24 protein-coding genes are annotated in these 26,168 nt (G+C 34.4%); 15 read left to right on the forward strand and 9 right to left on the reverse strand.

The features are described from left to right. Positions 1-73 precede the first annotated feature (73 nt). Positions 74-1,105, forward strand: a complete 1,032-nt coding sequence (locus HCAN_RS05225; RefSeq protein WP_006655708.1) for a cytochrome-c peroxidase — start codon at positions 74-76, stop codon at positions 1,103-1,105. A gap of 26 nt (positions 1,106-1,131) precedes the next feature. On the opposite strand, the gene HCAN_RS05230 is transcribed toward HCAN_RS05225, so the two are convergent. Then, positions 1,132-1,611 (reverse strand): peptidylprolyl isomerase, encoded by a 480-nt coding sequence (locus HCAN_RS05230; protein ID WP_006655709.1) that lies wholly within the window; start codon positions 1,609-1,611, stop codon positions 1,132-1,134. 93 nt (positions 1,612-1,704) lie between these two features. Between HCAN_RS05230 and HCAN_RS05235 the strand changes: the two genes are divergently transcribed. From HCAN_RS05235 to HCAN_RS05260, 6 genes are all read left to right on the forward strand, one after another. Beyond that, a complete protein-coding gene (locus HCAN_RS05235; protein WP_006655710.1) occupies positions 1,705-2,388 on the forward strand; it encodes a hypothetical protein in 684 nt (227 codons plus the stop codon). Positions 2,389-2,470: 82 nt separating this feature from the next. Continuing rightward, positions 2,471-4,966: a DNA topoisomerase (ATP-hydrolyzing) subunit A gene (gene gyrA / locus HCAN_RS05240; RefSeq protein WP_006655711.1), complete on the forward strand. Its 2,496-nt coding sequence runs from the start codon at positions 2,471-2,473 to the stop codon at positions 4,964-4,966. Continuing rightward, on the forward strand, positions 4,966-5,376 hold the full coding sequence (locus HCAN_RS05245; RefSeq protein ID WP_006655712.1) for a hypothetical protein: 411 nt from the start codon (positions 4,966-4,968) through the stop codon (positions 5,374-5,376). Before gyrA ends, HCAN_RS05245 begins: the two co-directional genes overlap by 1 nt. Then, positions 5,376-6,674 carry a sigma-54-dependent transcriptional regulator gene (locus HCAN_RS05250; protein WP_006656877.1) on the forward strand — a complete coding sequence of 433 codons (1,299 nt, stop codon included), beginning with the start codon at positions 5,376-5,378 and terminating at the stop codon, positions 6,672-6,674. The genes HCAN_RS05245 and HCAN_RS05250 overlap by 1 nt, the downstream gene beginning before the upstream one ends. 10 nt (positions 6,675-6,684) lie before the next feature. Next, on the forward strand, positions 6,685-7,710 hold the full coding sequence (locus HCAN_RS05255) for an aspartate-semialdehyde dehydrogenase (RefSeq protein WP_006655714.1): 1,026 nt from the start codon (positions 6,685-6,687) through the stop codon (positions 7,708-7,710). A 13-nt stretch (positions 7,711-7,723) separates the two neighbouring features. Then, positions 7,724-8,182, forward strand: a complete 459-nt coding sequence (locus HCAN_RS05260; RefSeq protein WP_006655715.1) for a low molecular weight protein-tyrosine-phosphatase — start codon at positions 7,724-7,726, stop codon at positions 8,180-8,182. A gap of 3 nt (positions 8,183-8,185) precedes the next feature. Here the strand turns inward: HCAN_RS05260 and HCAN_RS05265 are convergent, their stop codons facing one another. Further along, positions 8,186-8,512, reverse strand: a complete 327-nt coding sequence (locus tag HCAN_RS05265; RefSeq protein ID WP_006655716.1) for a rhodanese-like domain-containing protein — start codon at positions 8,510-8,512, stop codon at positions 8,186-8,188. A 36-nt stretch (positions 8,513-8,548) separates the two neighbouring features. On the opposite strand from HCAN_RS05265, the gene HCAN_RS05270 reads away from it, so the two are divergent. The 4 genes from HCAN_RS05270 (at position 8,549) to HCAN_RS05285 (ending at position 13,487) form a co-directional block, all read left to right on the forward strand. Further along, the gene (locus HCAN_RS05270) at positions 8,549-9,244 is read left to right on the forward strand and encodes a uroporphyrinogen-III synthase (protein WP_006655717.1); all 696 of its coding nucleotides are present in this window, start codon (positions 8,549-8,551) and stop codon (positions 9,242-9,244) included. After that, positions 9,237-10,589, forward strand: coding sequence for an MATE family efflux transporter (locus HCAN_RS05275; RefSeq protein WP_006656878.1), 1,353 nt, complete (start codon positions 9,237-9,239; stop codon positions 10,587-10,589). Before HCAN_RS05270 ends, HCAN_RS05275 begins: the two co-directional genes overlap by 8 nt. A gap of 135 nt (positions 10,590-10,724) precedes the next feature. Further along, entirely contained in the window at positions 10,725-12,131 is a 1,407-nt protein-coding gene (locus HCAN_RS05280) for an aspartate ammonia-lyase (protein ID WP_006655719.1), read from the forward strand. A gap of 9 nt (positions 12,132-12,140) precedes the next feature. Beyond that, positions 12,141-13,487 carry an anaerobic C4-dicarboxylate transporter gene (locus HCAN_RS05285; protein WP_006656879.1) on the forward strand — a complete coding sequence of 449 codons (1,347 nt, stop codon included), beginning with the start codon at positions 12,141-12,143 and terminating at the stop codon, positions 13,485-13,487. 43 nt (positions 13,488-13,530) lie between these two features. Here the strand turns inward: HCAN_RS05285 and HCAN_RS05290 are convergent, their stop codons facing one another. Both HCAN_RS05290 and lepA read right to left on the reverse strand, forming a co-directional pair. Beyond that, complete coding sequence (locus HCAN_RS05290; protein ID WP_006655721.1) at positions 13,531-14,271, reverse strand: M48 family metallopeptidase; 741 nt, start codon at positions 14,269-14,271, stop codon at positions 13,531-13,533. Between the two features lie 20 nt (positions 14,272-14,291). Continuing rightward, complete coding sequence (gene lepA / locus HCAN_RS05295) at positions 14,292-16,094, reverse strand: translation elongation factor 4 (RefSeq protein WP_006655722.1); 1,803 nt, start codon at positions 16,092-16,094, stop codon at positions 14,292-14,294. A 130-nt stretch (positions 16,095-16,224) separates the two neighbouring features. Between lepA and sppA the strand changes: the two genes are divergently transcribed. From sppA to HCAN_RS05310, 3 genes are read left to right on the forward strand one after another with little or no spacing between them, the layout of a single operon-like run. Further along, on the forward strand, positions 16,225-17,100 hold the full coding sequence (gene sppA / locus HCAN_RS05300; protein ID WP_006655723.1) for a signal peptide peptidase SppA: 876 nt from the start codon (positions 16,225-16,227) through the stop codon (positions 17,098-17,100). Further along, on the forward strand, positions 17,100-17,933 hold the full coding sequence (gene purU, locus HCAN_RS05305; protein ID WP_006655724.1) for a formyltetrahydrofolate deformylase: 834 nt from the start codon (positions 17,100-17,102) through the stop codon (positions 17,931-17,933). The genes sppA and purU overlap by 1 nt, the downstream gene beginning before the upstream one ends. Positions 17,934-17,953: 20 nt before the next feature. Then, entirely contained in the window at positions 17,954-18,841 is an 888-nt protein-coding gene (locus HCAN_RS05310) for a DMT family transporter (protein ID WP_006655725.1), read from the forward strand. 14 nt (positions 18,842-18,855) lie between these two features. Here the strand turns inward: HCAN_RS05310 and HCAN_RS05315 are convergent, their stop codons facing one another. Next, positions 18,856-19,314, reverse strand: a complete 459-nt coding sequence (locus tag HCAN_RS05315; RefSeq protein WP_006655726.1) for a DUF411 domain-containing protein — start codon at positions 19,312-19,314, stop codon at positions 18,856-18,858. 280 nt (positions 19,315-19,594) lie between these two features. On the opposite strand from HCAN_RS05315, the gene HCAN_RS05320 reads away from it, so the two are divergent. Then, a complete protein-coding gene (locus tag HCAN_RS05320; RefSeq protein ID WP_006655727.1) occupies positions 19,595-20,656 on the forward strand; it encodes a tyrosine-type recombinase/integrase in 1,062 nt (353 codons plus the stop codon). Between the two features lie 29 nt (positions 20,657-20,685). Here the strand turns inward: HCAN_RS05320 and HCAN_RS08135 are convergent, their stop codons facing one another. The 4 genes from HCAN_RS08135 to flgD form a co-directional block, all read right to left on the reverse strand. Further along, the gene (locus HCAN_RS08135) at positions 20,686-21,810 is read right to left on the reverse strand and encodes a WG repeat-containing protein (protein WP_006656882.1); all 1,125 of its coding nucleotides are present in this window, start codon (positions 21,808-21,810) and stop codon (positions 20,686-20,688) included. Next, the gene (locus tag HCAN_RS05335; RefSeq protein WP_172617273.1) at positions 21,810-22,610 is read right to left on the reverse strand and encodes a DnaJ domain-containing protein; all 801 of its coding nucleotides are present in this window, start codon (positions 22,608-22,610) and stop codon (positions 21,810-21,812) included. The genes HCAN_RS08135 and HCAN_RS05335 overlap by 1 nt, the downstream gene beginning before the upstream one ends. A 167-nt stretch (positions 22,611-22,777) precedes the next feature. Continuing rightward, positions 22,778-25,075, reverse strand: a complete 2,298-nt coding sequence (locus HCAN_RS05340; RefSeq protein ID WP_006656883.1) for a flagellar hook-basal body complex protein — start codon at positions 25,073-25,075, stop codon at positions 22,778-22,780. Positions 25,076-25,085: 10 nt separating this feature from the next. Further along, positions 25,086-26,156, reverse strand: coding sequence for a flagellar hook assembly protein FlgD (gene flgD, locus HCAN_RS05345; RefSeq protein ID WP_006655732.1), 1,071 nt, complete (start codon positions 26,154-26,156; stop codon positions 25,086-25,088). Positions 26,157-26,168 lie beyond the last annotated feature (12 nt).

Consider the following 26,168-nt stretch of genomic DNA (forward strand, 5'->3'; position numbering starts at 1 on the left):
TTTATTTAATGAAAAGTAGATATAATTTTTGTGATTGTAGAAACAATCATATTTTATCTTAAAGGAGTGTTGAATGGAGAAGTGGTTTTTATCATTATCTTCGGTATTGGTGGCTTGTAGTCTTACTTTGAATGCTAATCCTCTGATTCAAAGTGCAAAAGATAATGGATTAGCACCTTTGCCAAAAAACCAAAAAGAGGTAGATAAGGTATTACAAGAAATGGGAGTGAAATTTAGTCCTTTTACTGAAGCTAAAGCTGAGCTTGGTAAAAAATTATATTTTGAACCACGCTTGTCTAAAAGCGGAATTATTTCTTGTAATACTTGTCATAATTTAGGATTGGGTGGAACAGATGGAATCTCAGCAGCCGTAGGACATAGATGGACAGAAAATCCGCATCATTTAAATTCTCCAACGGTTTATAATTCGGTTTTAAATGCTTCTCAATTTTGGGATGGGAGAGCGGGGACACTTGCTGATCAAGCAAAAGGACCAATTGAAGCAGAACCAGAAATGGCAACACCTGCAAAACTAGCTGTTGAAAAAATCGCTTCATTGCCAGAATATGTTAATGAATTTAAAAAGATATATGGTAAGGATGGAGTAACTTTTGATAATATCGCTGATGCAATTGCAAATTTTGAGCGAACTCTCATTACTCCTTCTCGGTTTGATAAATTTTTAGAGGGTGATTCAAAAGCACTTACTAAAGCAGAGCAAGAAGGATTGCAAGTGTTTTTAGATAAAGGTTGTGCGGCTTGTCATAATGGAGTGAATCTAGGTGGAACTATGCAAGCTTTCCAAGTAGCTGGGCAATATAAATTTGCAAATTTAGGGGATTTTAAAGGAGATTCTAATGGAATGGTTAAAACTCCTACCTTAAGAAATGTTGCTGAAACAGCACCTTATTTTCATAATGGAGCAATTTGGTCGCTTAATGATGCGATTCAAGAAATGGGGAGTGTGCAACTTGGAATTGAGATTTCTCAAGCAGAAGCAGAAAAAATTGCTACATTTTTAAGATCGCTCACTGGAGAAAAGCCGGAGGTTATTTATCCACAGCTTCCTATTTCTACAGATAAAACTCCAAAACCAGAGCTTTAAATAAATCACCAATAAGCTTTTTTGGCTTATTGGTTAATTTCAATTTTTAAGATTTTGTCTCCTTGCTTAATTGAATCAAGGACTTTCAAGCTTTCTTCATCTTCTATTTGCCCAAATACCGTGTGTTCTCCATCTAAGTGAGGCTGTGGAGCAAAACAAATAAAAAATTGACTGCCTCCTGTGTTGCGTCCAGCATGTGCCATTGAGAGAGTTCCTTTTAGGTGCTTGTGAGGATTGTTTTGCAATTCACATTTAATAGCATATCCCGGACCGCCTCTACCATCGCCATTTGGGCAACCGCCTTGTGCAACAAAACCTGCAATAACGCGATGAAAATTTAATCCATTGTAAAATCCACTTTTAGCTAAAGTAGCAAAATTGGCTGTGGTATTGGGTGCTTCATTAGGGAAAAGTTTAACTTTTATATCACCTTTTTCTGTATGGATAATAGCGTTTTGAAGCGATTCTAATTCTTCTTTTGAAAGATTAAATTCTTTTAATTCCATTTTAATTCCTTGAATTATATTTTTAATTTTAAAGGGTTTTATTGTAGTATTTTATCAATTAAAGAGAAATAATTTTGGAGTTTGTTTTTTTGCATGTTTAAGATATTGTTGAGTTTATTGTGGGCATTAAGTTTGTATGCACAATCGCCAAAATGGTTAGATAGTGGATTAAAAATTGTTTCTTCCTTTGGTTTGCAAGATTATAAAGAAGGTTATGGATTGATTATCAATGAGGGATTAATTATAACAAGTGCAAGTTTGGTTTATAGGGATGCTAGAGCAAAAGATATTTTGCTTTATGACAGTCAATCGCCTAGTCATGTAGTTTCTTGCCTTAGTTATGCAGAAATTTTAGCATTAGATGCAAATTTAGATTTGGCAATTTTAAAACCACAAAAATTTACTGATATTTATTGCAATATTCTTCCAGAGCCTAATTTAAGAGCTTTGAACTTTAAAGAAAAATCTTTTGATATTTTTAATGATTCTTATTTGAATATTTTAGATTATCAATTAAAAGTAGAATATTTTTTTGAGCAAGAATGGTCTAATTTTGCCTCCGAGCAAACCACATTAGAAGCAATTGAAAATCTTCCTTGGGATCAAAAACAAAAAATGATAGGAATGCCTTTATTTGTTGAAAATAAATTTGTGGGAATTTTACGAAATGAGGGTGATATTTTAAAGGGGCAAGAAATTTTAAAATTTATTTGCAAAATTCATCAAACAACTTCAATTTTAGATTCTTATTTTATCTCTCAAGAATATTGCCAATAAGCAAGCGTTCTAATGCTTCATATTAGCGGAATTAAAGTTAAATAGGGATATAATATAAAACTTTTTAAAGCAAAGGGAATAAATGTCTGATTTGTTAAACCAAGATATACAAAATGTCAATATTGAAGATTCTATTAAAGAAAGCTATCTTGATTATTCAATGAGTGTAATTGTAGGGCGTGCTTTGCCTGATGCACGAGATGGATTAAAGCCAGTCCATAGAAGAATTTTGTATGCAATGTATGAGCTTGGAGTAACTTCAAAAGCTAAATATAAAAAATCTGCAAGAATCGTTGGGGATGTAATTGGTAAATATCATCCACATGGGGATATAGCGGTTTATGATGCTTTAGTTAGAATGGCACAAGATTTTTCTATGCGCTTAGAATTGGTTGATGGGCAAGGAAACTTTGGAAGTATTGATGGTGATAGTGCAGCAGCTATGCGTTACACTGAAGCAAAGATGACTCAAGCAGCCGAAGAAGTTTTGAGGGATATTGATAAAGACACGGTAGATTTCCTTCCAAACTATGATGACACTTTAAAAGAACCTGATATACTCCCTAGTCGTTTGCCCAATTTGCTTATTAATGGATCAAATGGGATTGCTGTGGGTATGGCTACTAATATTCCTCCACATAGAATCGATGAGATTATTGATGCTTTGGTGTATTTAATTGATCACCCAAAAGCAGAATTAAATGAAATTTTGCAATTTATTGAAGGACCAGATTTCCCCACAGGTGGAATCATCTATGGTAAAAATGGCATTAAAGAAGCCTATGAAACTGGGCGTGGTCGAATCAAGATTCGTGCTAAAACCCATATTGAAAAAACTAAAACAAAAGACATTATTGTGATTGATGAGATACCTTATCAAGTCAATAAAGCAAGATTGGTAGAGCAAATTGCCGAATTAGCAAAAGAGAAAGTGATTGAAGGTATTGCCGAAGTAAGAGATGAATCTGATAGAGATGGAATAAGGGTGGTTGTAGAATTAAAAAGGGAAGCAATGAGTGAAATTGTTCTTAATCACCTTTTTAAGTCTACACCAATGGAAAGCACTTTTGGAATTATTTTGCTTGCTATTTATAATAAAGAACCTAAGATTTTTACACTCTTAGAATTGTTGGCTCTATTTATTTCTCATCGCAAAAGCGTAGTTATAAGACGCACAATTTTTGAACTTGAAAAGGCAAAGGCTAGAGCACATATTTTAGAGGGTTTGAGAATAGCTTTAGAAAATATTGATGAAATTGTTGCTTTGATTCGTTCTAGTAGCGATCCAAAGGTTGCAAAAGAAGGCTTGATTGAGAAGTTTAATCTTAGCGAGATACAAGCACAAGCAATTTTGGATATGCGTTTGCAACGCTTAACAGGTTTGGAGAGAGATAAGATTGAAAATGAATATCAAGAATTAATCAAAGAGATTGAATATTTAAGCTCAATTTTAAGAAGTGAGGAATTGTTAAATAAAATCATCAAAGAAGAATTGCTTGAAGTTAAAGAAAAATTTAGCACAAAGCGTTTGACAGCTATTGAAGAGGATTATGAAAGCATTGATGTAGAAGATTTAATCCCTAATGAAGCGGTGGTGGTTACAATGAGTCATCGCGGATATGTTAAAAGAGTGCCAGTTAGAACTTATGAAAAACAAAATCGTGGAGGTAAGGGCAAAATTTCTGCCAATACACACGATGATGATTTTATAGAAAGCTTTTTTGTGTCTGATACGCACGATACGATTATGTTTATTACTAACAAAGGGCAGTTGTATTGGCTAAAAGTTTATAAGATTCCAGAAGCAAGTCGCACTGCTATTGGTAAAGCAGTGGTGAATTTAATTAGCCTTGCGCCTGATGAAAAGATTATGGCGACTATTACAACAAAAGATTTTAATGAAGATAAATCTATCGCATTTTTCACAAAAAATGGAATCATTAAACGCACCAATTTAAGTGAATTTAAAAACATTCGCAGTGTTGGGGTAAAGGCTATCAATCTTGATGGTGATGATGAGCTTGTAACAGCAAAAATCATTCATCCAGAGATTCAACAGATACTTGTGGTTACCTATGAGGGAATGTGTGTGCGTTTTGGCGTGGATAATGTGCGTGAGATTGGACGGGTAGCACGAGGGGTTACGGCTATTAAATTTAAGATTCCAAAGGATTATGTGATTGGTGCAACCGTGGTTTCTAGTGAAAATGAAGAAATCTTAAGTGTTAGTGAAAAAGGGATAGGAAAACGCACAGAAGTTAATGAATATCGCATTACAAATCGCGGTGGTAAGGGTGTCATTGCAATGAAACTTACTAGCAAGACAGGAAAACTTGTGGGTGTAGTTAATGTAGATGAAAATATGGATTTAATGGTTTTAACTTCTAGTGGAAAAATGATTCGTGTTGATATGCAGACAATCCGCAAAGCAGGTCGTGCTACAAGTGGTGTGATTATTGTTAATGTTGATGATGATAAGGTTGTTTCTATTGCAAGATGCCCTAAAGAAGAAAAAGAGATAGAAGAAGATTTGCCAGAAGAAGATAATGGATTATTGGAATTTAATAATGAGGAATAATGTATAAAGTATTCTTTGGGATTATGATTTGCAGTATCTTTGTAGGAGCCACAGAGTATTTGTTTTCTTATAGAGTAGCTATTAAAAATGGAATAATTTTGAATGAAAAATATTACTTTTCTCCTGCAATGTTGAGTGCTAATTTATTGGATAAGGTTAAAAATCCTTATAAAAAATGTGAAATTGTGCATAATAGTAAAAGCGAAAAGGAATTTTTAGATTCTTCAAAAGAAGAGATTTTAGAATGCTTTTTTAAATGGGGTGTGAAGTTGGAGGACAGAAGCAAGGCTTCTAATTATCAAGGTGAGTTTGTAAGTTTTTTGTCGATTCCTGCAACGCGTATTAAAATAGAATATGAAAGGGGGATTGCTACAATTTATCATCTTGTAGCAAACAAAAAGGAGAAGTGATGAAACTAGCCATTGTTGAAGATGATATTAATATGAGAAAGTCTTTAGAGATTGCCCTTGGTGAATATGAGGAATTTGAAGTGGTGAGCTTTAAAAATGCTAAGGATGCACTCAAAAAACTAGATGATAGCATTGATTTAATCATCACTGATATTAATATGCCACAGATGGATGGAATAGAGTTTTTGAGGGAGTTAAATGGGCGTTATGAGGCTTTAATTATCACCGGTAATGCAACTTTAAATAAAGCAATTGATTCAATTAGGCTTGGAGTAAAAGATTTTTTGACTAAGCCCTTTGATATTGAAACTCTAGTAGCGGCGATTCATCGAGCTAAAAAAGCCAAAGAAGTGATCGCTAAAACCCCTAAAAAAAGCGAAGAAACCAAAGAGCAAAGCTTTATCTCTACTTCTCCAGCATTACAAAAAGCTTTGATGCTTGCTAATAAAGCAGCTAAAACAGATGCAGCGATTTTGTTATTGGGGGAGAGTGGAGTTGGAAAAGAAGTGTTTGCTAATTATATTCATAACCATTCCCTTAGAGCAAAAGCCCCTTTTATTGCCATTAATATGGCAGCAATTCCAGATAATCTTCTTGAATCAGAACTCTTTGGTTATGAAAAAGGTGCTTTTACGGATGCAACAGAGGGAAGAGCAGGGAAGTTTGAAAGTGCTAATGGCGGAAGCGTGTTTTTAGATGAAATTGGAGAAATGCCTGCTAGTCTTCAAGCTAAACTTTTACGCGTCTTGCAAGAAAAAGAGATTGTTAGACTTGGAAGCAGTAAGCCTATTAAGGTGGATATACGCTTTATTGCAGCCACCAATGCGGATATTCAAAAAAAAATTAAAAAGGGCGAATTTAGAGAAGATTTATTTTTTAGGCTACAAACAATCCCTATTCATATTCCGCCATTGCGAGAAAGGACAGAAGAGATTATCCCACTTTGTGAATGGAAATTAGAAGAAGTGGATAAACAATATGGAGTTGGTAAGAAAAAATGGGGAAAAGGAGCAAAGGAGCAATTGCTCTCCTATAAGTGGCCTGGAAATATTAGGGAGCTTTTATCAGTTGTGGAGCGGGCAGCAATCTTGTGTGAGGATGATACTATTATGCCCGAAGATTTGTTCCTAAGCTCTAGAGAAAGTGGTGGAGCTAAAAAAATTGCTAATTTAGAGGAAGAGTTAATTTATGAAGCATTAAAAGCATCTGATTCGGATGTGGATAGTGCTGCTGAGCTTTTGGGAATGCAAAAACAAGTGTTATTAGAAAAAATGAAACATTACCATATTAATTTTTAAGGAGTTGTTTATGAAAAAGTTTAATGTTGCTGTTGTTGGAGCTACTGGGGCTGTTGGTGAAGAGATTTTTAAGATTTTAGAAGAAAGAAATTTTCCTATTAATAAGCTTGTGCCTTTGGCGAGTGCAAGAAGTGTGGGAAGAGAAATCACTTACAAAGATGAAGTCTATAAGGTTAAGGAGCTCACTCATAGTGTTTTTGAGGAAGAAGAAATTGAGATTGCTTTTTTCTCAGCAGGCGGAAGCGTGAGTGCAGAATTTGCGCCAAGTGCGGCTAAGGCAGGGGCTGTTGTGATTGATAATACTAGTCATTTTAGAATGCAAAAAGATGTTCCTTTGGTTGTGCCTGAAGTGAATCCGCAAGATATTGCATTATGGGAAAAAACTGGAATTATTGCAAATCCCAATTGCTCTACCATTCAAATGGTGCAAGTTTTAGCGCCTTTGCATAATGCTTTTAAAATAAAAAGAGTAGATGTTAGCACTTATCAAGCTGTTTCGGGTGCAGGTAAAAAAGGAATGGAAGAGTTAGTTTTGCAAATGCAGAAATTTTTTGAATTCAATATGGATTTAGTGGAACCAAAAGCTTTTCCTCACCGAATCGCGCTTAATCTTATCCCACATATTGATGTGTTTTTAGATAATGATTACACTAAAGAAGAAATGAAAATGGTTAATGAAACCAATAAAATTATGCATAGTGATTTTGCAGTGAGTGCAACTTGTGTGCGTGTGCCTGTTTTAAGAAGTCATAGTGAATCCATTACCATTGCCTTTGAGCAAGAAGTGAGTGCAGAGGAAGCTAGAGAAGTTTTAAGTAAGGCAGAATCGGTGGTTGTCATTGATAATCCTAAGGAAAAATCTTACCCTATGCCTTCTTTAGCGACAGATACTGATGAGACTTATGTAGGCAGAATCCGCGTTGATAATTATGATAAAAAAATCTTGCATCTTTGGTGTGTGGCAGATCAAATTCGTGTTGGTGCAGCCACTAATGCTGTAAGAATTGCACAAAAATGGGCAGAAATGCAAAAATAAATAAGGAAAATAAATGCAAAAAGTCCATTCAATCCTTTTTGTTTGTTTGGGAAATATTTGTCGTTCTCCTTTAGCAGAGGGAATCGCAAGGCATCTAGCACAAAAAGAGGGCTTGAATCTTAAGATTGATTCGGCTGGAACAAGTGGTTGGCATATTGATGAGCCACCTTGTGCCTATTCTATTGCTATTGCCAAAAAATATGGAATTGATATTTCACAACTAAAAGGGCGAAAAGTTAATGTTTATAAGGATGATTCTTTTGATTATATTGTAGCAATGGATAGGCAAAACTATCAAGATTTACTTACAATGGGGTTTGAAAAAGAAAAAGTCAAGCTTATGGGAGATTTTGGATTAGAGGGACAAGAAATACCTGATCCTTATTATTATAAAAATTTAGAAGGATTTGAAAAAATTTTTTCTATGCTTGAAGTGGCGATTAAAGCGCTTTATAGCACGATTAAAGATTAGCCTTTAAGTATTGTATTGGATAGTAATGCCCATTTTTGGGAGATTGAAGAAATTTTCATCCAAGTAAAAAATATTTTTATATCCCATTTCAACAAGTTTATTTCCAAAATCTGCGGCACTTGCCCCGCTGTGGCAGTAAAGCACGATTCTTTTATCGGGATTTTCTTGTGCAATAAAGCTAATACGAGAAAGAGAATCAAGATTGAGCGCATTAGGAATGTGGCTAATGAGAAAATATCCTCTAGATCGCAAGTCAATAATAATGCAATTATCAAGTTTGTCGTTTTGTAAATCAATTGGCGTAGCTAAGCTTTTGTGTTTAATATACATTTGCGCCCTTTATGAAATTTTAGCTAGAATCAAAAAATGAGAAAAGTTTATTATATCACAAAAAAAAATACAAATAGACTAATAAAAGAAGTGGAGTATTTAGAGCTTTTAGAGATTTGCTTTGTAGAAGATTCTATGCTCAAACAAAAGATTAAAGAAGTGGAATGTTTGCTTTTTACTTCTAAAAATGCTGTTTTTGCCCTAGAACATTTTATGCCAAAAGAATGGCAGAATCTACCTTGTTATGTGATTGGAGAGGGAAGCAAAAAGGCTTTAGAGAGTCTTGGTGGCAAGGTAGAATTTGTTGCTTCTGCTGCTTATGGAGATTTATTTGGAAGAGAATTAGTGGAAATTTTAAGGGGCAAAAAGGTGCTTTTTGTGCGTGCAAAAAAAGTTGCTTCTAATCTTGTGGAAATTTTAAAAAAAGGGGGGATTGTGGTGTTAGAATCAATTTTGTATGAAACTAAGATTTTGAATATTTCTGAAGATAAAAAGCAGAGTTTCAAAGAAGATTCTATTTTCTTTTTTAGCGCCCCCTCAAGCCTTAGGGCTTTTTTGCAAAATTATGCGTGGAGAGAAAGTTATTTAGCACTTTGCATTGGTAAAAGCACTGCTAAAGTAGCAGAGGAGCTTTTAGGAAAAAATGCAAAAATATCGCTTTCTCCTAAAATTAATATAAAAGATTCATTAGAATTTGCCAAACAACTTGCTAGGGAAAATAATAATGAGTAAAATTGACTTAAAAACAGCTGCAATTCCAAGATTATTTTTCACTTATTTTCTACCTTCATTAGTAGCAATGCTTGCTTTATCAACTTATTCTACGATTGATGGAATCTTTGTGGGTAAAAAGTTAGGTGAAAATGCTCTTGCTGCTATTGGGGTTGCGTGGCCCATTTTTCCTATTCTCATTGCATTTGAATTGCTTTTTAGTGTGGGTGCTGCGGCAATGAGTTCTTATTTTTTGGGCAAAGGAAAGCCTTTTAGGGCTAGAATAATTTTTAGTTCAGTTTTTTATTTTGCACTTTTTACTTCTTTGGTTGGTGGAATCATACTTTATTGTTTTAGTGATGCAATCGCCCTATATCTTGGAGCTAGTGAGACTTTATTGCCTTTAGTGAGAGATTATACAGAGATTATTTATTTGGGGGCTTTTATAATTGTTTTGCATCCAATGCTTGATATTTTTGCAATCAATGACAAACAGCCCATTTTGGCAATGATAGCAATGATTATTGGATCGTTAATGAATATTGTTTTAAATTATCTTTTTTTGTTTATTTTAGAGTTAGGGATTCATTCAAGTGCTTTGGCTACAATTTTGGGGCATGGGATTGGAATGTGTATCTTATTGCAACATTTTTTGCGCAAAAAAGGAGATTTATTTTTAATTAAAACTTTTGATATTTATGCAATTTTAATGGCAACTAAAAATGGCATTCCCCAAAGCAGTTCTGAAATTAGCGTGAGTATGATGATGCTAATTTTTAATCACACGATTGTTGGAATTGCTGGGGATAGGGGATTGGCGATTTATAGTGTTTTAATGTATGTGGGAATTATACCTTTTACGATTTTATTGTCAATGGCTCAAGGAGTTCAGCCTATTGCGAGTTTTAATTATGGAGCAAAGCTTTTAGGAAGAGTGAAAGGGATTTTTTACTTTGGTTTAGGTTTTAGTTTATTAGGAGGGGTTGCACTTTATATTGGTTTTTATTATTTATCTCCCTTGATTATTCCTTGGTTTTTGCAAGATGATATTGTCTTGCGTGATTCTAATTTAATAAATGATATTAAATGGGCTATGGATATTTATTTTTTAGGTTATATTCTTTTGGGAATCAATATTGTGAGTGCAATTTTCTTTCAATCGATTCAAAGGACAGCAAGCTCTTTTATAATTACTTTTTCTTACACTTTATTATTTGCTTTGTTTTTTGTATTAATTTTGCCAAAATTTTATGGATTTATGGGGGTAATTATTTCCTATCCACTTGGGATTTTGTGTGCAAGTTTTGTTTCTTTGGCAGTTATATTTTATGAGCAAAGATCTGGGGTTTTAACAATTAAAAATTAATAAATAATTTAAGTTTTATATTAATTTAAATTTTTAATAGAAAGCTTATATAAGTAAAGGTAGTATTGTTTGTATGAGTTAAAGATTTGTTTTAAAGATTTGCTCAAGATTTTATTTTTTTAAGGGGGGTAAGTTATGGCAACTAGAAAAGAACACGATTTTATAGGGGAGCTTGAAATACCAGAAGATGTTTATTATGGAGTGCAAACTTATCGTGCAGTAGATAATTTTCATATGACACAACGCAAATTAAGGGATTATCCATTTTTTATTAAAGCTTTTGCGCAAGTTAAAAAAGCAGCTGCTTTAGCCAATAAAGAAGTGGGGGTTTTAGATGCAGATAAAGCAGATGCTTTGGCGGCTGCTTGTGATAGGTTGATTGCAGGAGAGTTTATTGAACAATTTGTTGTGGATATGATTCAAGGAGGTGCTGGGACTTCTACTAATATGAATGTTAATGAAGTGCTAACTAACATTGCGCTAGAGAGTATGGGGCATAAAAAAGGTGAATATCAATACCTTCATCCAAATGATCACACTAATTTAGGGCAATCCACCAATGATACTTATCCAAGCTCTATTAAAGTAGCAACACATAAGAAGCTAGGAGATTTGCTTGAAGCAATGGAAGAATTAAAAGAAGAACTTCTTAAAAAAGCTGAGGAATATAAAGATTATATCAAAATGGGAAGAACAGAGCTTGAAGATGCTGTGCCAACTACTTTGGGAAATACTTTTAATGCCTTTGCGAGTTATATTAAAAGTGATATTGCAAAACTTAAAGCCGCAAGAGAAGTTATGGAAGTTTTAAATCTTGGTGCAACAGCAATTGGGACAGGAATTAATTGCCATCCAGATTATAAAAATGTTGTTGAGAAAAGATTAAAAGAAATTACAGGAGTAAATTTTAGACCCGCAGAAGATTTAATTGCAGCTACTCAAGACACTGCTGATTTTGTTTATGTAAGTGGTTGTTTAAAAACTGCGGCAGTAAGACTTTCTAAAATTGCTAATGACTTGAGATTGATGAATTCTGGACCTCGATGCGGATTAGGAGAAATTAATTTACCTAAGATGCAACCTGGAAGTTCTATTATGCCTGGAAAAGTAAATCCTGTTATTTGCGAGGCTGTTGGTGAGGCTTGTTATGAAGTTATTGGCAATGATGTTACGATTATGCTTTGTAGTGAAAGGGGAGAGTTTGAGCTTAATGCATTTGAACCTGGAATTGCCTATGCGCTTTTTAATTCTTTAGTTGTGCTAGAAAATGCAATGCGAACTTTAGCACAAAAGGCCATTAAACATTTAAGTGCAAATCCTGAAGCTTGCAAACAATCAGTGCTTAATTCTATTGGAATTGTAACAGCCTTTAATCCAATTTTAGGATATGAAAAATCCGCAAGTATCGCAAAAGAAGCCTTACAAACTGGAAAATCAGTAGGGGATATTTGCCTAGAGAGAGGATATTTACCTAAAGAGGAAATTGATAAAATATTAGATCCAAAAAATATGCTTAATCCGCAAATGAAAGCAAAAAAATAAGGCTTAATTATGGAAACAATAATGTTGATTTTACAAATTATTGTCTTATTGGGTGCAATATTTGTTGGTATTAGACTTGGTGGGATTGGTATTGGTTATGCTGGGGGTATTGGTGTTGTTATTTTGGGATTAGGGCTTGGAATGACTCCTGGTTCTATTCCGTGGGATGTTATTTTGATTATTATGTCGGTGATTGCAGCTATTTCTGCAATGCAACTTGCGGGTGGTTTGGATTATTTGGTTCAAATTGCGGAGAAGATTTTGCGTTCTAATCCAAAATATATTAACTATCTAGCACCATCGGTAACTTACTTTTTAACAATTCTTGCAGGGACAGGACACACTGCTTTTTCTATGATTCCTGTTATTGTTGAAGTTGCAAAAGAACAAAACATTAAGCCATCAGCACCGCTCTCTATTGCGGTGGTTTCTAGTCAAATTGCGATCACTGCAAGTCCTGTTAGTGCGGCTGTGGTGTATATGACTGGCGTGTTAGAACCACTTGGTTGGAGTTATCCTGTGTTGCTTGGAATTTGGATTCCTACCACTTTTATTGGTTGTATGCTCACGGCTTTTATTATGACAATGTTCTACAATCTTGATTTAAGTAAAGATCCTGTTTATCAAGAAAGACTAGCACAAGGATTAGTTCAAGCACCTATTGGATCGCAAAATATACAATTAAAAGAAGGTGCAAAGCTTTCTGTTGGAATCTTTATTATTGGAGTGCTTTGTGTGGTGCTTTATGCCACTGCCATTTCAAAAATCGGAGGACAACCTGTTTTAATTGAAAATGTTATTGTAAGTCGAGATGCAGCGATCATGAGCTTTATGCTTGGTATTGCAACTTTGATTGTTATCTTTTGCAAAGTTAAGCCAGATAAAATCTCCGATACTAGCGTATTTAAGTCCGGTATGGTAGCGTGTGTATGTGTTTTGGGCGTTGCTTGGCTTGGAAATACTTTTGTGGGTGGCTATACAAAGGAAATTGGAGATTTATCTACAGAGTTAGTTTCTAAAATTCCAGCACTTTTAGCAGTTGCTTACTTTTTTGCTAGTATGCTTTTATATTCTCAAGCCGCTACTGCCAAAGCTATTACTCCTGTGGTGGTTGCAGCACTTGGAATCACAGTGGCAAATCCAGGAGATTCTTATATGCTTGTTGCTTCATTTGCGGCGGTTTCAGCTCTTTTTGTGCTTCCAACTTATCATACTTTACTAGGTGCGGTGCAAATGGATGATACGGGTTCTACAAGAATTGGAAAGTATATTTTCAATCATGCCTTTTTAATTCCGGGAGTTTTGGCAATTGCCTTTAGCGTTGTTCTTGGATTTTTAGCGGTTTCGCTTTTCTAAACTTTTCTATCCCTCCTTTTTGGGATAGAATCTTTTTATTTCTTTATTCTGCTAGAATCTTTTCTATTTCTTGTATTCTTTTTGAATCACTTGGATGTGTGGAGAAAAAATCTGAAGTTTCCTTATTTCCTTGAGACATTTTTTGCCAAAAACTTAAAGCCGCTTGTGGATTGTAACCTGCCTTTTGCATTAGTATGATTCCGACTTTATCAGCTTCAAGCTCGTGATGGCGGCTAAAGGGTAACATAATCCCAACATTACTGCCGATATTATAGGCTTTATTAAAAAGATTGTTGTATTCAGGGTTTTGTGTGCTAACAAAGATTTCAAGAAGACTGCTACCTAATTGTTGCAAGGTTTGCATACTCATTCGTTCAGCGCCGTGTCTTAAAATTGTATGCCCAATTTCGTGTGAAATCACCACGGCAAGTTCATCATCACTGCTGACTAATTCCATTAAACCTGTATAAACAAAGACTTTACCACCTGGGAGACAAAAGGCGTTTTGAGTTTTGTTTTCTATTAGATAAAATTCCCATTCAAAATCAGGGCGATTGGCAACAGAAGCGATTTTTTGTCCTACGCGTTTTACCATAGCCGCTTGTTTGGCGTTTTGACTTAGTTTTGATTCTTTTAAAACCGCAAGAGCACTTTGTTCTCCTAAGACTTTTTCTTGCTCTTCATTAAGGAGCATAAGTTGAGTGCGATTAGTGTAGATTGTAGAAGAACAAGCACAAAGCATTAGTGCTAAAATAGCAAAATAAATTTTTTTAAAAATAGACATTGAAGCACTTTTAAAATAGACTAATCAATTTTTAAAACTGCTAAAAATGCTTCTTGTGGTAAATTGACTTTACCAATGGCTTTCATACGCTTTTTTCCTTCCTTTTGTTTTTCAAGCAGTTTTCGCTTTCTTGTAATGTCTCCGCCATAGCATTTTGCAGTTACATTTTTGCCCATTGATTTAACGGTTTCTCTAGCGATGATTTTATTACCTACACTCGCTTGAATCGCTACTTCAAAAAGTTGCCTTGGGATAATTTCTTTCATTGCTTCTACAAGTTCTTTGCCTTTTTCATAAGCTTTGCTTTTTGGCACAATAATGCTAAGCGCATCTACAATTTCTCCTGCTACGCGAATATCAAGCTTGACTAAATCTCCCTCTTGATACCCAATTGGCTCATAATCAAAACTCGCATAACCCTTTGTGCAAGATTTTAATTTATCATAAAAATCCATTACGATTTCATTAGTAGGAATATGATATTCTAACAATACTCTTGTTTCTTGTAAATATTCCATTTTCTTTTGGATTCCACGCCTTTTGCTTACTAGCGTGATGATATTCCCTAAAAATTCACTTGGGACAATAATAGTCGCTTTAACATAAGGCTCTTTAATGCTCGCAATTTTTTGTTCAGGTGGTAATTCACTTGGATTTTGAATCATAATGACTTCGCCATCGGTTTGGGTAACTTCATAAACAACCGTTGGGGCAGTGGCAATCAAATCTAGTCCAAATTCTCGCTCTAGCCTCTCTTTGATAACTTCCATATGCAAAAGTCCCAAAAATCCAACGCGGAATCCAAAGCCCAAAGCCACAGAGGTTTCAGGTTCAAAATTAAGACTTGAATCGTTGAGTTTAAGTTTTTCTAGTGCATCGCGTAAATCTTCAAATTTGTCTGTGTCAATAGGATAAATTCCTGCAAAAACAAAGGGCTTAGCTGGTTCAAATCCTGCAATAGGCTCTTTGGTTTTATTTTTAAAATCTGTTATGGTATCGCCAACGGCTATATCTGTAACATTTTTTAATCCCAAAACAACAATTCCAACTTCACCACATTGGATACTTTTGGTTTTTTCTTGTTTGATTGGGTGCGGATAAAATAACCCTAAAACTTCGTGATTTTTACCACTCCCCATAATATAAATATTTTGTCCAACTTTAATAGAACCATCAAAAACACGCACTAAAGCTAAAGCACCTAAGTAGTTGTCAAACCAAGAATCATAAATTAAAGCTTTAGTAGGAGCTTCTAAATCTCCTTGTGGCGGTGGGATTAATTCGATGATTTTATCTAGCAATTCGGTGATTCCAATATTTGCTTTAGCGCTAACTTCTAAAGCGTGGCTGCAATCAAGCCCAATAGTTTGCTCTATTTCTGATTTTACGCGCTCTGGTGCGGCTGCTGGAAGATCAATTTTGTTTAAAATGGGGATAATTTCAAGATTATTTTCTAGTGCAATATAAACATTTGCAATGGTTTGAGCCTCCACTCCTTGAGAGGCATCAACCACCAATAAAGCACCCTCACAAGAAGCAAGAGAGCGTGAAACTTCATAGCTAAAATCCACATGCCCTGGGGTGTCAATGAGATTTAAAATATAGGGTTCGCCTTTGTAGAAATATTTTAGCCTTACGCTTTGGGCTTTTATGGTGATTCCTCGTTCTTTTTCAATATCCATTGTGTCCATTACTTGCGCACTCATTTCTCGCTCAGAAATCGCTCCACAAGCTTGAATCAAGCAGTCTGCAAGAGTGGATTTACCATGATCAATATGTGCAATAATAGAAAAGTTACGAATCTTAGAGAGTGAATCTTTCACAACATACCTTTAAAAATAAAGTTTTAGGCAAGATTCTATCAAAAGTTTGCTAAAAAGGCTTAGAATCTTATCAAATTTTATTTGAGAATGGTGCTATAATTTTGCTTTATTTTTTGATAAGGAAGCAAATTTGAAAATCACTAAAATCTTGTTAGCACCTTTAGATTTTATTATGAAATATTTTAAAGCCTTAGTGTTTTTATTGATTGTTGTTTTGATTTTTATGCCAAGCTCTAGTGAGAATTCTAGCTTAGCAAATGTAGCTAGGATTGATTTAAAGGGAATGATAATCCAAAGTGATAGTTTTTTAGAAGAACTCTCAAAGCTAGAAAACAATCCCAATATTAAAGGAGTTTTGCTTGTTATTGATTCTCCTGGTGGCACGATTCCGCCAAGTGTTGAAATCTCAGAAGCGGTTAAGCGGATGCGAAGTAAAAAACCTATTGTTGCTTATGCGCAAGGTTCTATGGCAAGTGGTAGTTATCTAGCAGGAGTATGGGCTGATAGAATCATTGCTAATAAAGGTGCGTTAGTAGGTTCTATTGGTGTGATTTTAAATGGAGTGGATGTAAGTGAGTTAGCAGAAAAACTAGGTATCAAGACACAAATTCTAAAGGCTGGAATCTACAAAGAAGCAGGAACTTTTATGCGTCCTTGGAATCAGGCAGAAGAGGAAATGCTAAAGGGATTAATTAAAGAGCAATATGAAATGTTTGTAAGTGAGGTTGTGGCTGCGAGAAATTTGGAAATCACAAAAGAAGGTGAGTTTGCACAGGGTAGAGTGTTTAGTGCTAGTAATGCTTTAAAGCTAGGGTTAGTAGATAGCATTAGCAGTATTTATGAAGCACAAAAAACACTCTTTGAACTAGCTAAGATTCAAAATCCTATTTGGCTTCAAAAAAGTGAAATGGAGATGTATTTAGAAAAAATTATAGGTGAGAATATTGCACTTGGTATTCAAAAAGGTATTTATGGAATATCTCTAGAGTGGTTAAAGGGGCATTAATGCGTTTTGTTTTAAAGATACAAACTCCAGATAAAAAAGGCTTGATTACTCAAATTACACAGATTATTTTTCAATTCAATTTAAATATTTTAAAAAATGATGAATTTGTTGATAAAGAAAATAATCTTTTTTTTATGCGTAGCGAGATTGAGGGGGAGTGTGAAATCGCGATTTTAAAGCAAAAGATAAAAGCTATAATTAATGATGAATCTAGTCAAGTAGAGATTCTCCCTTGCCAAAAAAAGAAAATTGTGATTCTTTGCACTAAAGAGAGTCATTGTTTAGGTGATTTGCTAATTCGTTATGATAGTAATGAGCTAAATGCGGATATTTTAGCAGTGATTTCTAATTATGAAGTTTTAAAGCCTTTGTGCCAAAAGTTTAGATTGCCTTTTATCTGTATTAGCCACGAAGGGAAGAGTAGGGAAGATCACGAAAAACAAATTATTGAAGTTTTAAAGCAATATCCAAGCGATTATATTATTTTGGCAAAATATATGCGGATTTTAAGCCCCAATTTTGTTCAAGAGTTTGAAGGGCAATTGATTAATATTCATCATAGTTTTTTACCGGCTTTTGTGGGAGCAAATCCCTATAAACAAGCCTATGAAAGAGGCGTAAAAATTATTGGTGCTACCGCGCATTTTGTTAATAATGAGCTTGATGAGGGTCCAATTATTTATCAAGATATTACAAAAGTCAATCACACAATGGATTGGAAAGAAATGCAAAAACACGGCAGAGATGTGGAAAAAATCGTGCTTTCTAAGGCGTTAAATCTTGCCTTGGAAGAAAAAATTTTTGTTTATCATAATAAAACGATTGTGTTTTAAAGAGATACAAGAGAAACTAAGTGCAAAAGAATCTTATCTTTTCTATTTTGATTGTCATAGCAATGGCTTTTTGGGGAAGCTCTTGGGCTTGTGGAAAAATTTTGGTGCAATATGCAAGTGCAGATATTGTAGCTTTTTGGAGATTCTTTTTTGCCCTTGTTGCTTCAATTCCTTTGATTATCTTATTAAAAGTCCCTATGCGGATTAACACAGAAAATTTCAAGTTTTTATTAATAGCAGCTTGTCTAAATGGAATATATTCTATTTTATTTTTTATGGGCTTGAATTATGGTAGCGCAGGGAAGGGCGGTGTGCTTGTTACTACCTTGATTCCTATTTTTGCGTATTTATTGGCTTACTTTTTTTCTCACAAGGAAAACAAAAGTATTAAAGCAAATGAAATTTTAGGTCTTGGAATCGGCATTATTTCTGGGATTTGTCTGCTTGATCTTGGAAGCTTTCAAGAGTTATTTGGCAAGTTTAACACATTCTTTTTGCTTTGTGCTTTGAATTGGGCAATTTTAACTCTAGTATGTCAAAAGATTCGCATTCATCCTTTGGCGATTAATTTTTATATTACCTTTTTAAGTTTGCTTTTTTATTCGCCTTTGTTCTTGTTTAAACCTCAAATTATTGAAGTTTTTCATTATGATATGCAATTTTGGGTTATGATTTTTGTGGTTGCCGTGCTTTCAACAGCTATTGGGACAAGCATTTATTATATGGGGATTGCCAAGCTTGGTGCGACTAAGGCAAGTTCTTATCAGCTTTTAGTTCCTGCAATGGCTTTAGGAAGTAGTTATTTGATTTTGGGAGAAATACCAAGCCTTTTAACGATTTTTGGCGGTATCTTGGCTATTTTTGCTACTTATTTAATCAATATCTACAAACCAAAAGAAATAGGGTAGGTCTAGAAACTAGACTAAAGCTGCTTTTTAATAAGCGTTTCGCCCTTATAGATTCCAAAAACCTTTGAATCGCCATTTTTATAAAGTAGCACAACTGGATATTCCTCTTGCATATTACCTTGTTCCATTCCGGGGCTTCCTATTGGCATTCCTGGTGTTGAGATACCAACGACATTTTCAGGTTTGTTTTCTAAAAGCCAATTAATCGCATCTAATGGCACATGTCCTTCTATAGCATATCCTTCAATAATACCTGTATGACAACTTTGATTTTGTGGTGCGATTTTGTATTTTTCTTTGACTGCCATAAAATCTCCATTTTTGTGGTGCGTTACTTGATAGCCATTGTTTTGTAAATAATCTCCCCATTTAATACAGCACCCACAAAATGGACTGCTATAGATTTCAACTTCTTTACTTAGCAAATAAAGCGGTGTTAATAACGCTAGAAATAAGAGTTTTTTGTTTTTCATTTTGTGCCTTTAAAGTTTTTTGCGGATTCTAGCATTTTTCGGAAATAATAGTAAAGAGTGCAAAAAGACACTTTGGGGAGCGGTTAAAAATAAAAGTTTGAAAATTATAGTTTTCAATACAAAATATTAGAATCTTTTGATATAATTCTATCTATTATTTTATAGCTTGGTAAAATCTTGTCTATGAATCTTAATCTTGATTAAGATTCAGCTTGAATCGGATTGAAACAAATTCAAATCAGATTCAAATCAGGATTTAAAATATTCTTAAGGAAAAGATATGCGTTATCCCATTGACTTTAAAGATGATTTTGCAGAAAACTTGTTATTTTGGATTGAACGCTTTGTGTATAGCAAACTCAATAGTCTCTCAAATCATCAAGTGCAAAACAAAAAAGATATTATTATGCCGCTTAATTTTTTACGCAAAGGCGTTAAAAGCATTCAAGAAATCCAAGAAATCTGCAAACAATGTCGCAATGCAGGATTAATCGGAATCAACACTTATATTATTCCGCTATTAAAGCTGTATGAATATTTGAATTATTTGGGTTTGGCTTCACTAAAAGAAGTAGATGAAGAAATGCTTAAAGAGTTTTTGACTATCAATACAAGCTCACTATCAGATGCTACTAAAAAAAACTATCGTGTCGCGCTCATTAACTTTTTTGGCTTTATTGATAAGCAAAATGAAGATGATGATGGCACTTCTTATATCTTTAGGATTGAGTTAAAAAACTGGGGAGGACTACGCGGAAAAAGCGGACAAAAACTCCCCTCTTATATGATAGAAGAGGAAGTGCAGAGATTTTTAAAAGGCATTGATACTTATCCCTTTAAACACCAAGATTTAGGGGCTAGAAATCGCTTGTTGCTAAAAGTGATTATTTACACCGGCATTCGCGTAGGAGAATCATTAAATCTCAAAATCAAAGACATTACGCTAGATGGCGATTTTTATGTGATTCAAGTGCGTGGCAAAGGCAATAAACCGCGCGTTGTGATGATAAAGGCAAAAAACATTAGCAACGATTTTTCTTTGTGGATTAATTCGCGCCCCAATGAAGTTGAAAATGATTTGCTCTTTTGTAATCACAAAGGCAAAAAACTCACACAAGCCTATGTTAGTCGCATTGTTGAGCAGGTTTTGCTAACTAATGGAATCCGTAAAGAGAAAAATGGCGCACATATGCTAAGACATTCCTTTGCTACCCTACTCTATCAAAAAAGCCAAGATTTGGTGCTAGTCCAAGAAGCCCTAGGACACGCAAGTGTAGAGACTTCAAGAATCTATACGCACTTTGATAAACAAAAGCTCAAAGCCACCACTGAAATAATGTAATAGTGGCATAAAATAAGGCTTACAGAGCCTTATTCAACGATGAATTTACCATTTTCATCTATTGTGCCCCATTTTCCATTGATTTGGATTCCAATGGGTGTGAAATCGCCAATCTCATCAAATTGTGGTTCTAGGATAATTTTTCCATTTTTATCTATTAAGCCATATTTTCCATTGAGTTCAACTCTAGCAAGTCCTTCGCTAAAATCCCAAACATCATCAAATTGTGGTTTGATGACAATTTTTCCGCTTTTATCTATTAAGCCATATTTTCCATTGAGTTCAACTTTAGCAAGTCCTTCACTAAAATCCTCAATCCAATCAAATTTTGGTTCTATAATAAATTTTCCATTTTTATCTATCAAGCCCCATTTTCCATTGAGTTCAACTTTAGCAAGTCCTTCGTCAAAACTCTGAGCCGAATCAAATTGTGGTTTGATGGCAAATTTCCCATTTTTACTTATAACACCCCATTTTTTATTAAGTTCAACTGCGATAAGTTGTCCATGAAAAGCCCAAAATCTTGGTTTGATGACAATTTTTCCGCTTTTATCTATAAAGCCATATTTTCCATTGAGTTTAATCTTAGCATAACTTTGCATTAAATCTGTAATATTAGCTATGGTTTCGTTGTTTTCATTGATAAGATTCCAATTATCATTGACTTTGATAGCTTTTAAATCTTTGTGGTTGTGTATAAAGGCATTGAGACAAGCTCCTTTGTCGCCCCCATCGCATTTTTCTTTGTAGATATTGCGGAGCATTTCACAGCTTTTCTCATCATTAGTGTAGCATTGTTTCTCAAGGTTACTCATATAAACCCTGCTGTATTTTCCGCCATAGTAATACTGATACAAACTCACTAGAATCGCTAAAACTAAAACAAAGCCGCTAATTAAGAATTTATATTTATTTTGTTTGAAAAATTTTTTGGTTTGTTTGATTCTTCTTTCTCTTTCTTCCCTAGCCTTTTGCCTTTTTGCTTCTTGTATTCTTTGTCTTTCTTCTTCTGCTCTTTTTAGTTCTTCTTGTCTTTGCCTTTCTTTTTCGCGTTTTTCTTCTGCTTGTGGATCGTATAAATCATTACTTCCGCATTCTTTGCAAAAATTAGCTATGTCCAAATTTCTGGTATGACAGCGACTACAAATAAGCATCACACCCCCCTTGCTTCTTTTATGATTTCATAGGCTAGATTAATCTTTTTCATCATTTCTTGGGCTATTTTTAAAAGCTCGGGTGGAAGTTCTTTGGAATAGAGATTGTCATAGTGATATTCTCTAGCGAGTTTTCTATAGTTTTTCTTGATTGTTTCAAAGTCATCATATTCGCGTGATTTTAGAATCTCATAGGCTTGTTTTAAAGTCATTTTAGAATCATTTTCTTGCTTTTGGCGATTCTGCTCTTTTGAAGTAAAATGATAGATTTGCTCGTATTTTATCTTTAGCTCTCTAAAAACTATGAGATTTAGTCCAAGCCCTATGATAATACTCTCTATTAGGGTGTTTTCACTATCGCTCATTTGTTTATCAAAATAGGCAAGATCAAGCAAAATACATATCAAAAAATCCACTTCTTGCTGACTTGAAATACGCATACAAGAACAAAGTTTGCTAATGCTTCTACCACCGCTTTTTTCAAGTGCAAAAACTTCTGCATAGGAGCTTCTAAAATCGCCATAATCTTTGGAATAAAACAAATCAATCTTATCAAGCAAGGAAGAGATGAATCTAGATAAATCGCGTGAGATTGAAGCGTTATCAAGCTTTGCCATTTTGGCTAGAAATGCCGCTATGATTGCTGGATTTTTATCATAAATATAAAGTAGCTTTTGTTTGGCTGGGTGATTTAGCTCTTTTCCACAAAATATGCAAAATTTCGCGTCATCTTCTGGGCTTTCTCTTGAGCAATTTTCACAACGCTTGTAATTTTGGAGTTTGAATTTGAAAAACAAAATAAGCCTTTAGTTTAATCTTATAAAAATGATTCTAGCATAAATTTGCATTAATATTTGAGAGAAAATAAAATATAAATCAAAGTCTAAAAAAGTGTGAATACCAAATCCCATTGCCACCCTATCTTGGCTAAAAGCCAAGATTATGAGTTATTTCATTGCCTTGGGGATTAACTGCGTTTGAGCTGGATAGCTTCTTGCATTAATTGATCGGCTGTTGTAATTGATTTTGCACTCATTTGATAGCCTCTTTGATAGACAATTAAATCAGTAAGGGCTGTTCCTGTATCTACATTGCTTGTTTCAAGCATATGATCAAGCACTTGTCCGTATTTTAAACTCGCATTACCTGTTTCTTCCCACGCTAATAAAGGCGGTCCGCTCACTACGGAAGTTTCTCCATTAATTGTCATTGCATTCATTTTGAAGAGATTCCCCCCTACTTTGCTTAAGCCTTGATCATTTACAAAAGCAGCAATTCCTATTCTGCCAATAGGTTCAACTTTTCCATTTGTGAAATTTACCAAAATAATTCCATCTTCATTAATAACAATATCATTCATAATTCCTGAAGATGTTCCATCTTGTGTAGCAGATTTAAGCGCAGAATCTGTATAGGCAAAATTACTAGAAAATTTTCCATCATCACTTTGAGCTAGATTGACTTGAATACTACCATTTTGAAAAGCAACTTCAAAAGGTTCGGCATTAGGAGTGCCATCTGCATTGAAAGAGATTTCGCTAAAAACTGGATTCTCGCTTATCATTGTTTTTCCAGTGTTATCATAAATTGCACTTTTTACTTCCCATCTTTCATTAATAGGTGGAGTTGCTGTCTGATCGCCCTGCTCTAGCAAGATATATTGGCTTTTGAGTATAAATTTTTCTCCTGAATCACTATACACTTCTGTGTTAGTCTCATAAGTAGCGACATTAAGCTGTGTGCTATCTAGGGAGTCAGTCATTAAGATTCTCCAACCACTTGCATCTTCTAAAGGATTTGTATCACCTGCTCCATTTGTTTTTTGATAGAGAATTCCATTGAGAGTAACCATTGCATTTTCTTCATAAGTAGTTCCTGCTTCATATTCTGTAATCATTCCTCTTGAATTCTCTCCAATTTCTTTCCACCCTATTGTGTCTTCTGCTGGATTTTGGGCGATAAGTTCTCCGGTTTCTGGATCTTCTACCATAGTAATTGGCTCATTACTTCTTTGGTAGATTTTACCTTCATAGACAATAAAGTCTCCCTCATTGTATTCGGAATTTTCTTTATAATTAGCTACTTTAGTTGAATCAACTAATGTCCAAGATTCTGGATTATCAATAGGATTCCCTGCATCTTGCCCTTCTCCATTTTTTTGGAAAATGATTCCTCCATAATTAACATAAGCACCATTAGGATAATTTGTGTTTTCTGTAAAAGTTTCCACTTGAGATTGAAAGGCGGATTCTAAGGTTTCATTATTGGTGCTTAATCCAAGTTTTTGAGCCAATCTTCCACTAATGCTTAAAGTCATTTCTTGCATAGTATTATTACTAAGATACAAAGAACAATCACTTGGATTTCCTAAGCTATCTAACTTTAAAGCCAAGTCAAGTCCGGTTCTTTCTTTGATTAATGTTATTAATTCTCCAGTTGTTTTAAATCCATTTTCTCCTTCTGCCCCATAGGTAAAAGTGTAGTTTTTTGTTTCCCCATTTTGCTCAACACTAAAAGTAATATCTTTATAATTTTTAGCATCAATGAGTTTTCCACTTGAATCCATTAACGAATTCATATCAAGTGCAAGGAATTTTTCCATACTAAAATTGCCATTTTCATCTTGCAAAGCTGTAATTCCTTGGGCATTTTGAGTGCGATTTAAATTCACTGCAAGATTAACTTGTGTTGTTAGTGTTGGTTGATAATGCATTTCTTTTGGAATTTGAATGGGTTCTAATACCGATCCTCCTAAATTATCATAATCTTGTTCCAAATTATTAGCTCCAGTGAGAGTGCCATCAGCAGCTATTTTTCCTAAATTAATCCCATACATATAATAGCCACTTGAATTAACCAAATAGCCTTCTCCATCTAAGCTAAAAGATCCATCACGAGTAAAGTAATTTTGTTGTGCTCCAGTGTAATCAGGATTAGTAATATCAAATGCACCATTTTTATTTAAGCCTACTACAAACCAACCTTTTCCACTATAAGCAACATTAAAATCCCCATCGGCATTAACATAAGTTCCATCATTAGTATTAATGGCATTAGATCCAATTGTAACACCATAATTATAATCATTAGCCACAGGGGAATTGGAATTAACATAATTTAAATGTGTTGAAAAAAGACTTTTAAATTCCGGAGAATTTGCTCTAAAACCCGTAGTATTAACATTGGCGATATTATTAGAAGTTACATCAATACCAGTTTGATGAGTTTTAATTCCGCTGATTCCGCTATAAAGTGATCCTACCATTGCTTCCCCCTTAGTCTTTTTTATAATAAGAAGTTACATAAATAATTGGCACTGTTAAGTGATCTCCTAACTTCACATAAGGCACTCCAGAATCAAACAAGATACTTTGCACTTCACCTCTCCCAAGTTGAGTTTCTTTGTATTGATTAGTGTTGGGATCTAGGTTGTATTCTGCTTTGACCACATAGTCTCCCTTACCTACATAAGCACCCTTGCTATCTCTAGTATCCCATTCAAATTCTACATAACCTTCTTTGTTAAGGTAAATGTAATTTCCATTTTCATCTTTTTGTGCTAAGTCAATCTCTCGAATCACATTATTATCTTTATCAGTAATTGTAATCTTTGGTTGTCCTTTGGTTGGATCAATAGGCTCATCAAAATAAAGTTCAAATTTAATGGCTTCATTTTTTTCTACATTAAGGGCAGTGTAAGGGGTTTCAGCGATATTGCCTATCATACCAACAGTATTGTATCCACCAAGAATACTGCTATCTTGAATGCTTCCTGCTAAAACACCCATCGTTTCTAACATTTTTTCTTGTGTTTCAATTAGTTTTTCTTGTGCTTCAATTGTTTTTTCGTTGGTTTCTTGCATAGATTGCATAGTTGTTGTCATTTGCTCCATAGCATTTTTCATTTGAGTTTGTGCTTCTACTTGTGTTAATTGTGCGGTTTGTGTAAGTATTTCTTGAGTTTCCATTGGTGCAGTTGGATCTTGATTTTTAAGTTGCTCTAAAAATAATTTCATAAAGGCTTCTGTGCCTAATCCATTGTTATCATCCTCTTCTTCTGCGATAGGAGTATCACCGGGAAATACTCCGCCTGTGCTACCTGTCCCAGAATTACTAGAAGTATTTGAATTATTGCTATCAGTGCTACCGCTACTATTATTAGTGCTTCCGGTGCTATTATTAGTAGAATTATCAGTGCTTGTGCTATTGTCTGTAGAAGTATCTGTTGAAGTATTAGAGCTTGTGTTGTTCTCTATAGTATCATTTTCCCCTGTTTTTGTTTGTGCAGTTCTTGCAGTTGCATCTGAGGTATAATTTAAATAATTATTGCTGCTTGAAATTGTCATTTTGCACTCCTT

This window comes from Helicobacter canadensis MIT 98-5491, from assembly GCF_000162575.1.
In the GTDB taxonomy this organism is placed as follows: domain Bacteria; phylum Campylobacterota; class Campylobacteria; order Campylobacterales; family Helicobacteraceae; genus Helicobacter_D; species Helicobacter_D canadensis.

Coding starts and splice junctions, on each gene's coding strand:
- HCAN_RS05245 (WP_006655712.1), top strand. CDS start 4,966: ATGTATAAAGTATTCTTTGGGATTATGATTTGCAGTATCTTTGTAGGA.
- HCAN_RS05320 (WP_006655727.1), top strand. CDS start 19,595: ATGCGTTATCCCATTGACTTTAAAGATGATTTTGCAGAAAACTTGTTA.
- HCAN_RS08135 (WP_006656882.1), bottom strand. CDS start 21,810: ATGCTTATTTGTAGTCGCTGTCATACCAGAAATTTGGACATAGCTAAT.
- HCAN_RS05235 (WP_006655710.1), top strand. CDS start 1,705: ATGTTTAAGATATTGTTGAGTTTATTGTGGGCATTAAGTTTGTATGCA.
- HCAN_RS05280 (WP_006655719.1), top strand. CDS start 10,725: ATGGCAACTAGAAAAGAACACGATTTTATAGGGGAGCTTGAAATACCA.
- HCAN_RS05255 (WP_006655714.1), top strand. CDS start 6,685: ATGAAAAAGTTTAATGTTGCTGTTGTTGGAGCTACTGGGGCTGTTGGT.
- flgD (WP_006655732.1), bottom strand. CDS start 26,156: ATGACAATTTCAAGCAGCAATAATTATTTAAATTATACCTCAGATGCA.
- HCAN_RS05225 (WP_006655708.1), top strand. CDS start 74: ATGGAGAAGTGGTTTTTATCATTATCTTCGGTATTGGTGGCTTGTAGT.
- HCAN_RS05285 (WP_006656879.1), top strand. CDS start 12,141: ATGGAAACAATAATGTTGATTTTACAAATTATTGTCTTATTGGGTGCA.
- HCAN_RS05265 (WP_006655716.1), bottom strand. CDS start 8,512: ATGTATATTAAACACAAAAGCTTAGCTACGCCAATTGATTTACAAAAC.
- HCAN_RS05260 (WP_006655715.1), top strand. CDS start 7,724: ATGCAAAAAGTCCATTCAATCCTTTTTGTTTGTTTGGGAAATATTTGT.
- HCAN_RS05230 (WP_006655709.1), bottom strand. CDS start 1,611: ATGGAATTAAAAGAATTTAATCTTTCAAAAGAAGAATTAGAATCGCTT.
- HCAN_RS05315 (WP_006655726.1), bottom strand. CDS start 19,314: ATGAAAAACAAAAAACTCTTATTTCTAGCGTTATTAACACCGCTTTAT.
- gyrA (WP_006655711.1), top strand. CDS start 2,471: ATGTCTGATTTGTTAAACCAAGATATACAAAATGTCAATATTGAAGAT.
- HCAN_RS05250 (WP_006656877.1), top strand. CDS start 5,376: ATGAAACTAGCCATTGTTGAAGATGATATTAATATGAGAAAGTCTTTA.
- HCAN_RS05340 (WP_006656883.1), bottom strand. CDS start 25,075: ATGGTAGGATCACTTTATAGCGGAATCAGCGGAATTAAAACTCATCAA.
- purU (WP_006655724.1), top strand. CDS start 17,100: ATGCGTTTTGTTTTAAAGATACAAACTCCAGATAAAAAAGGCTTGATT.
- HCAN_RS05290 (WP_006655721.1), bottom strand. CDS start 14,271: ATGTCTATTTTTAAAAAAATTTATTTTGCTATTTTAGCACTAATGCTT.
- HCAN_RS05275 (WP_006656878.1), top strand. CDS start 9,237: ATGAGTAAAATTGACTTAAAAACAGCTGCAATTCCAAGATTATTTTTC.
- HCAN_RS05270 (WP_006655717.1), top strand. CDS start 8,549: ATGAGAAAAGTTTATTATATCACAAAAAAAAATACAAATAGACTAATA.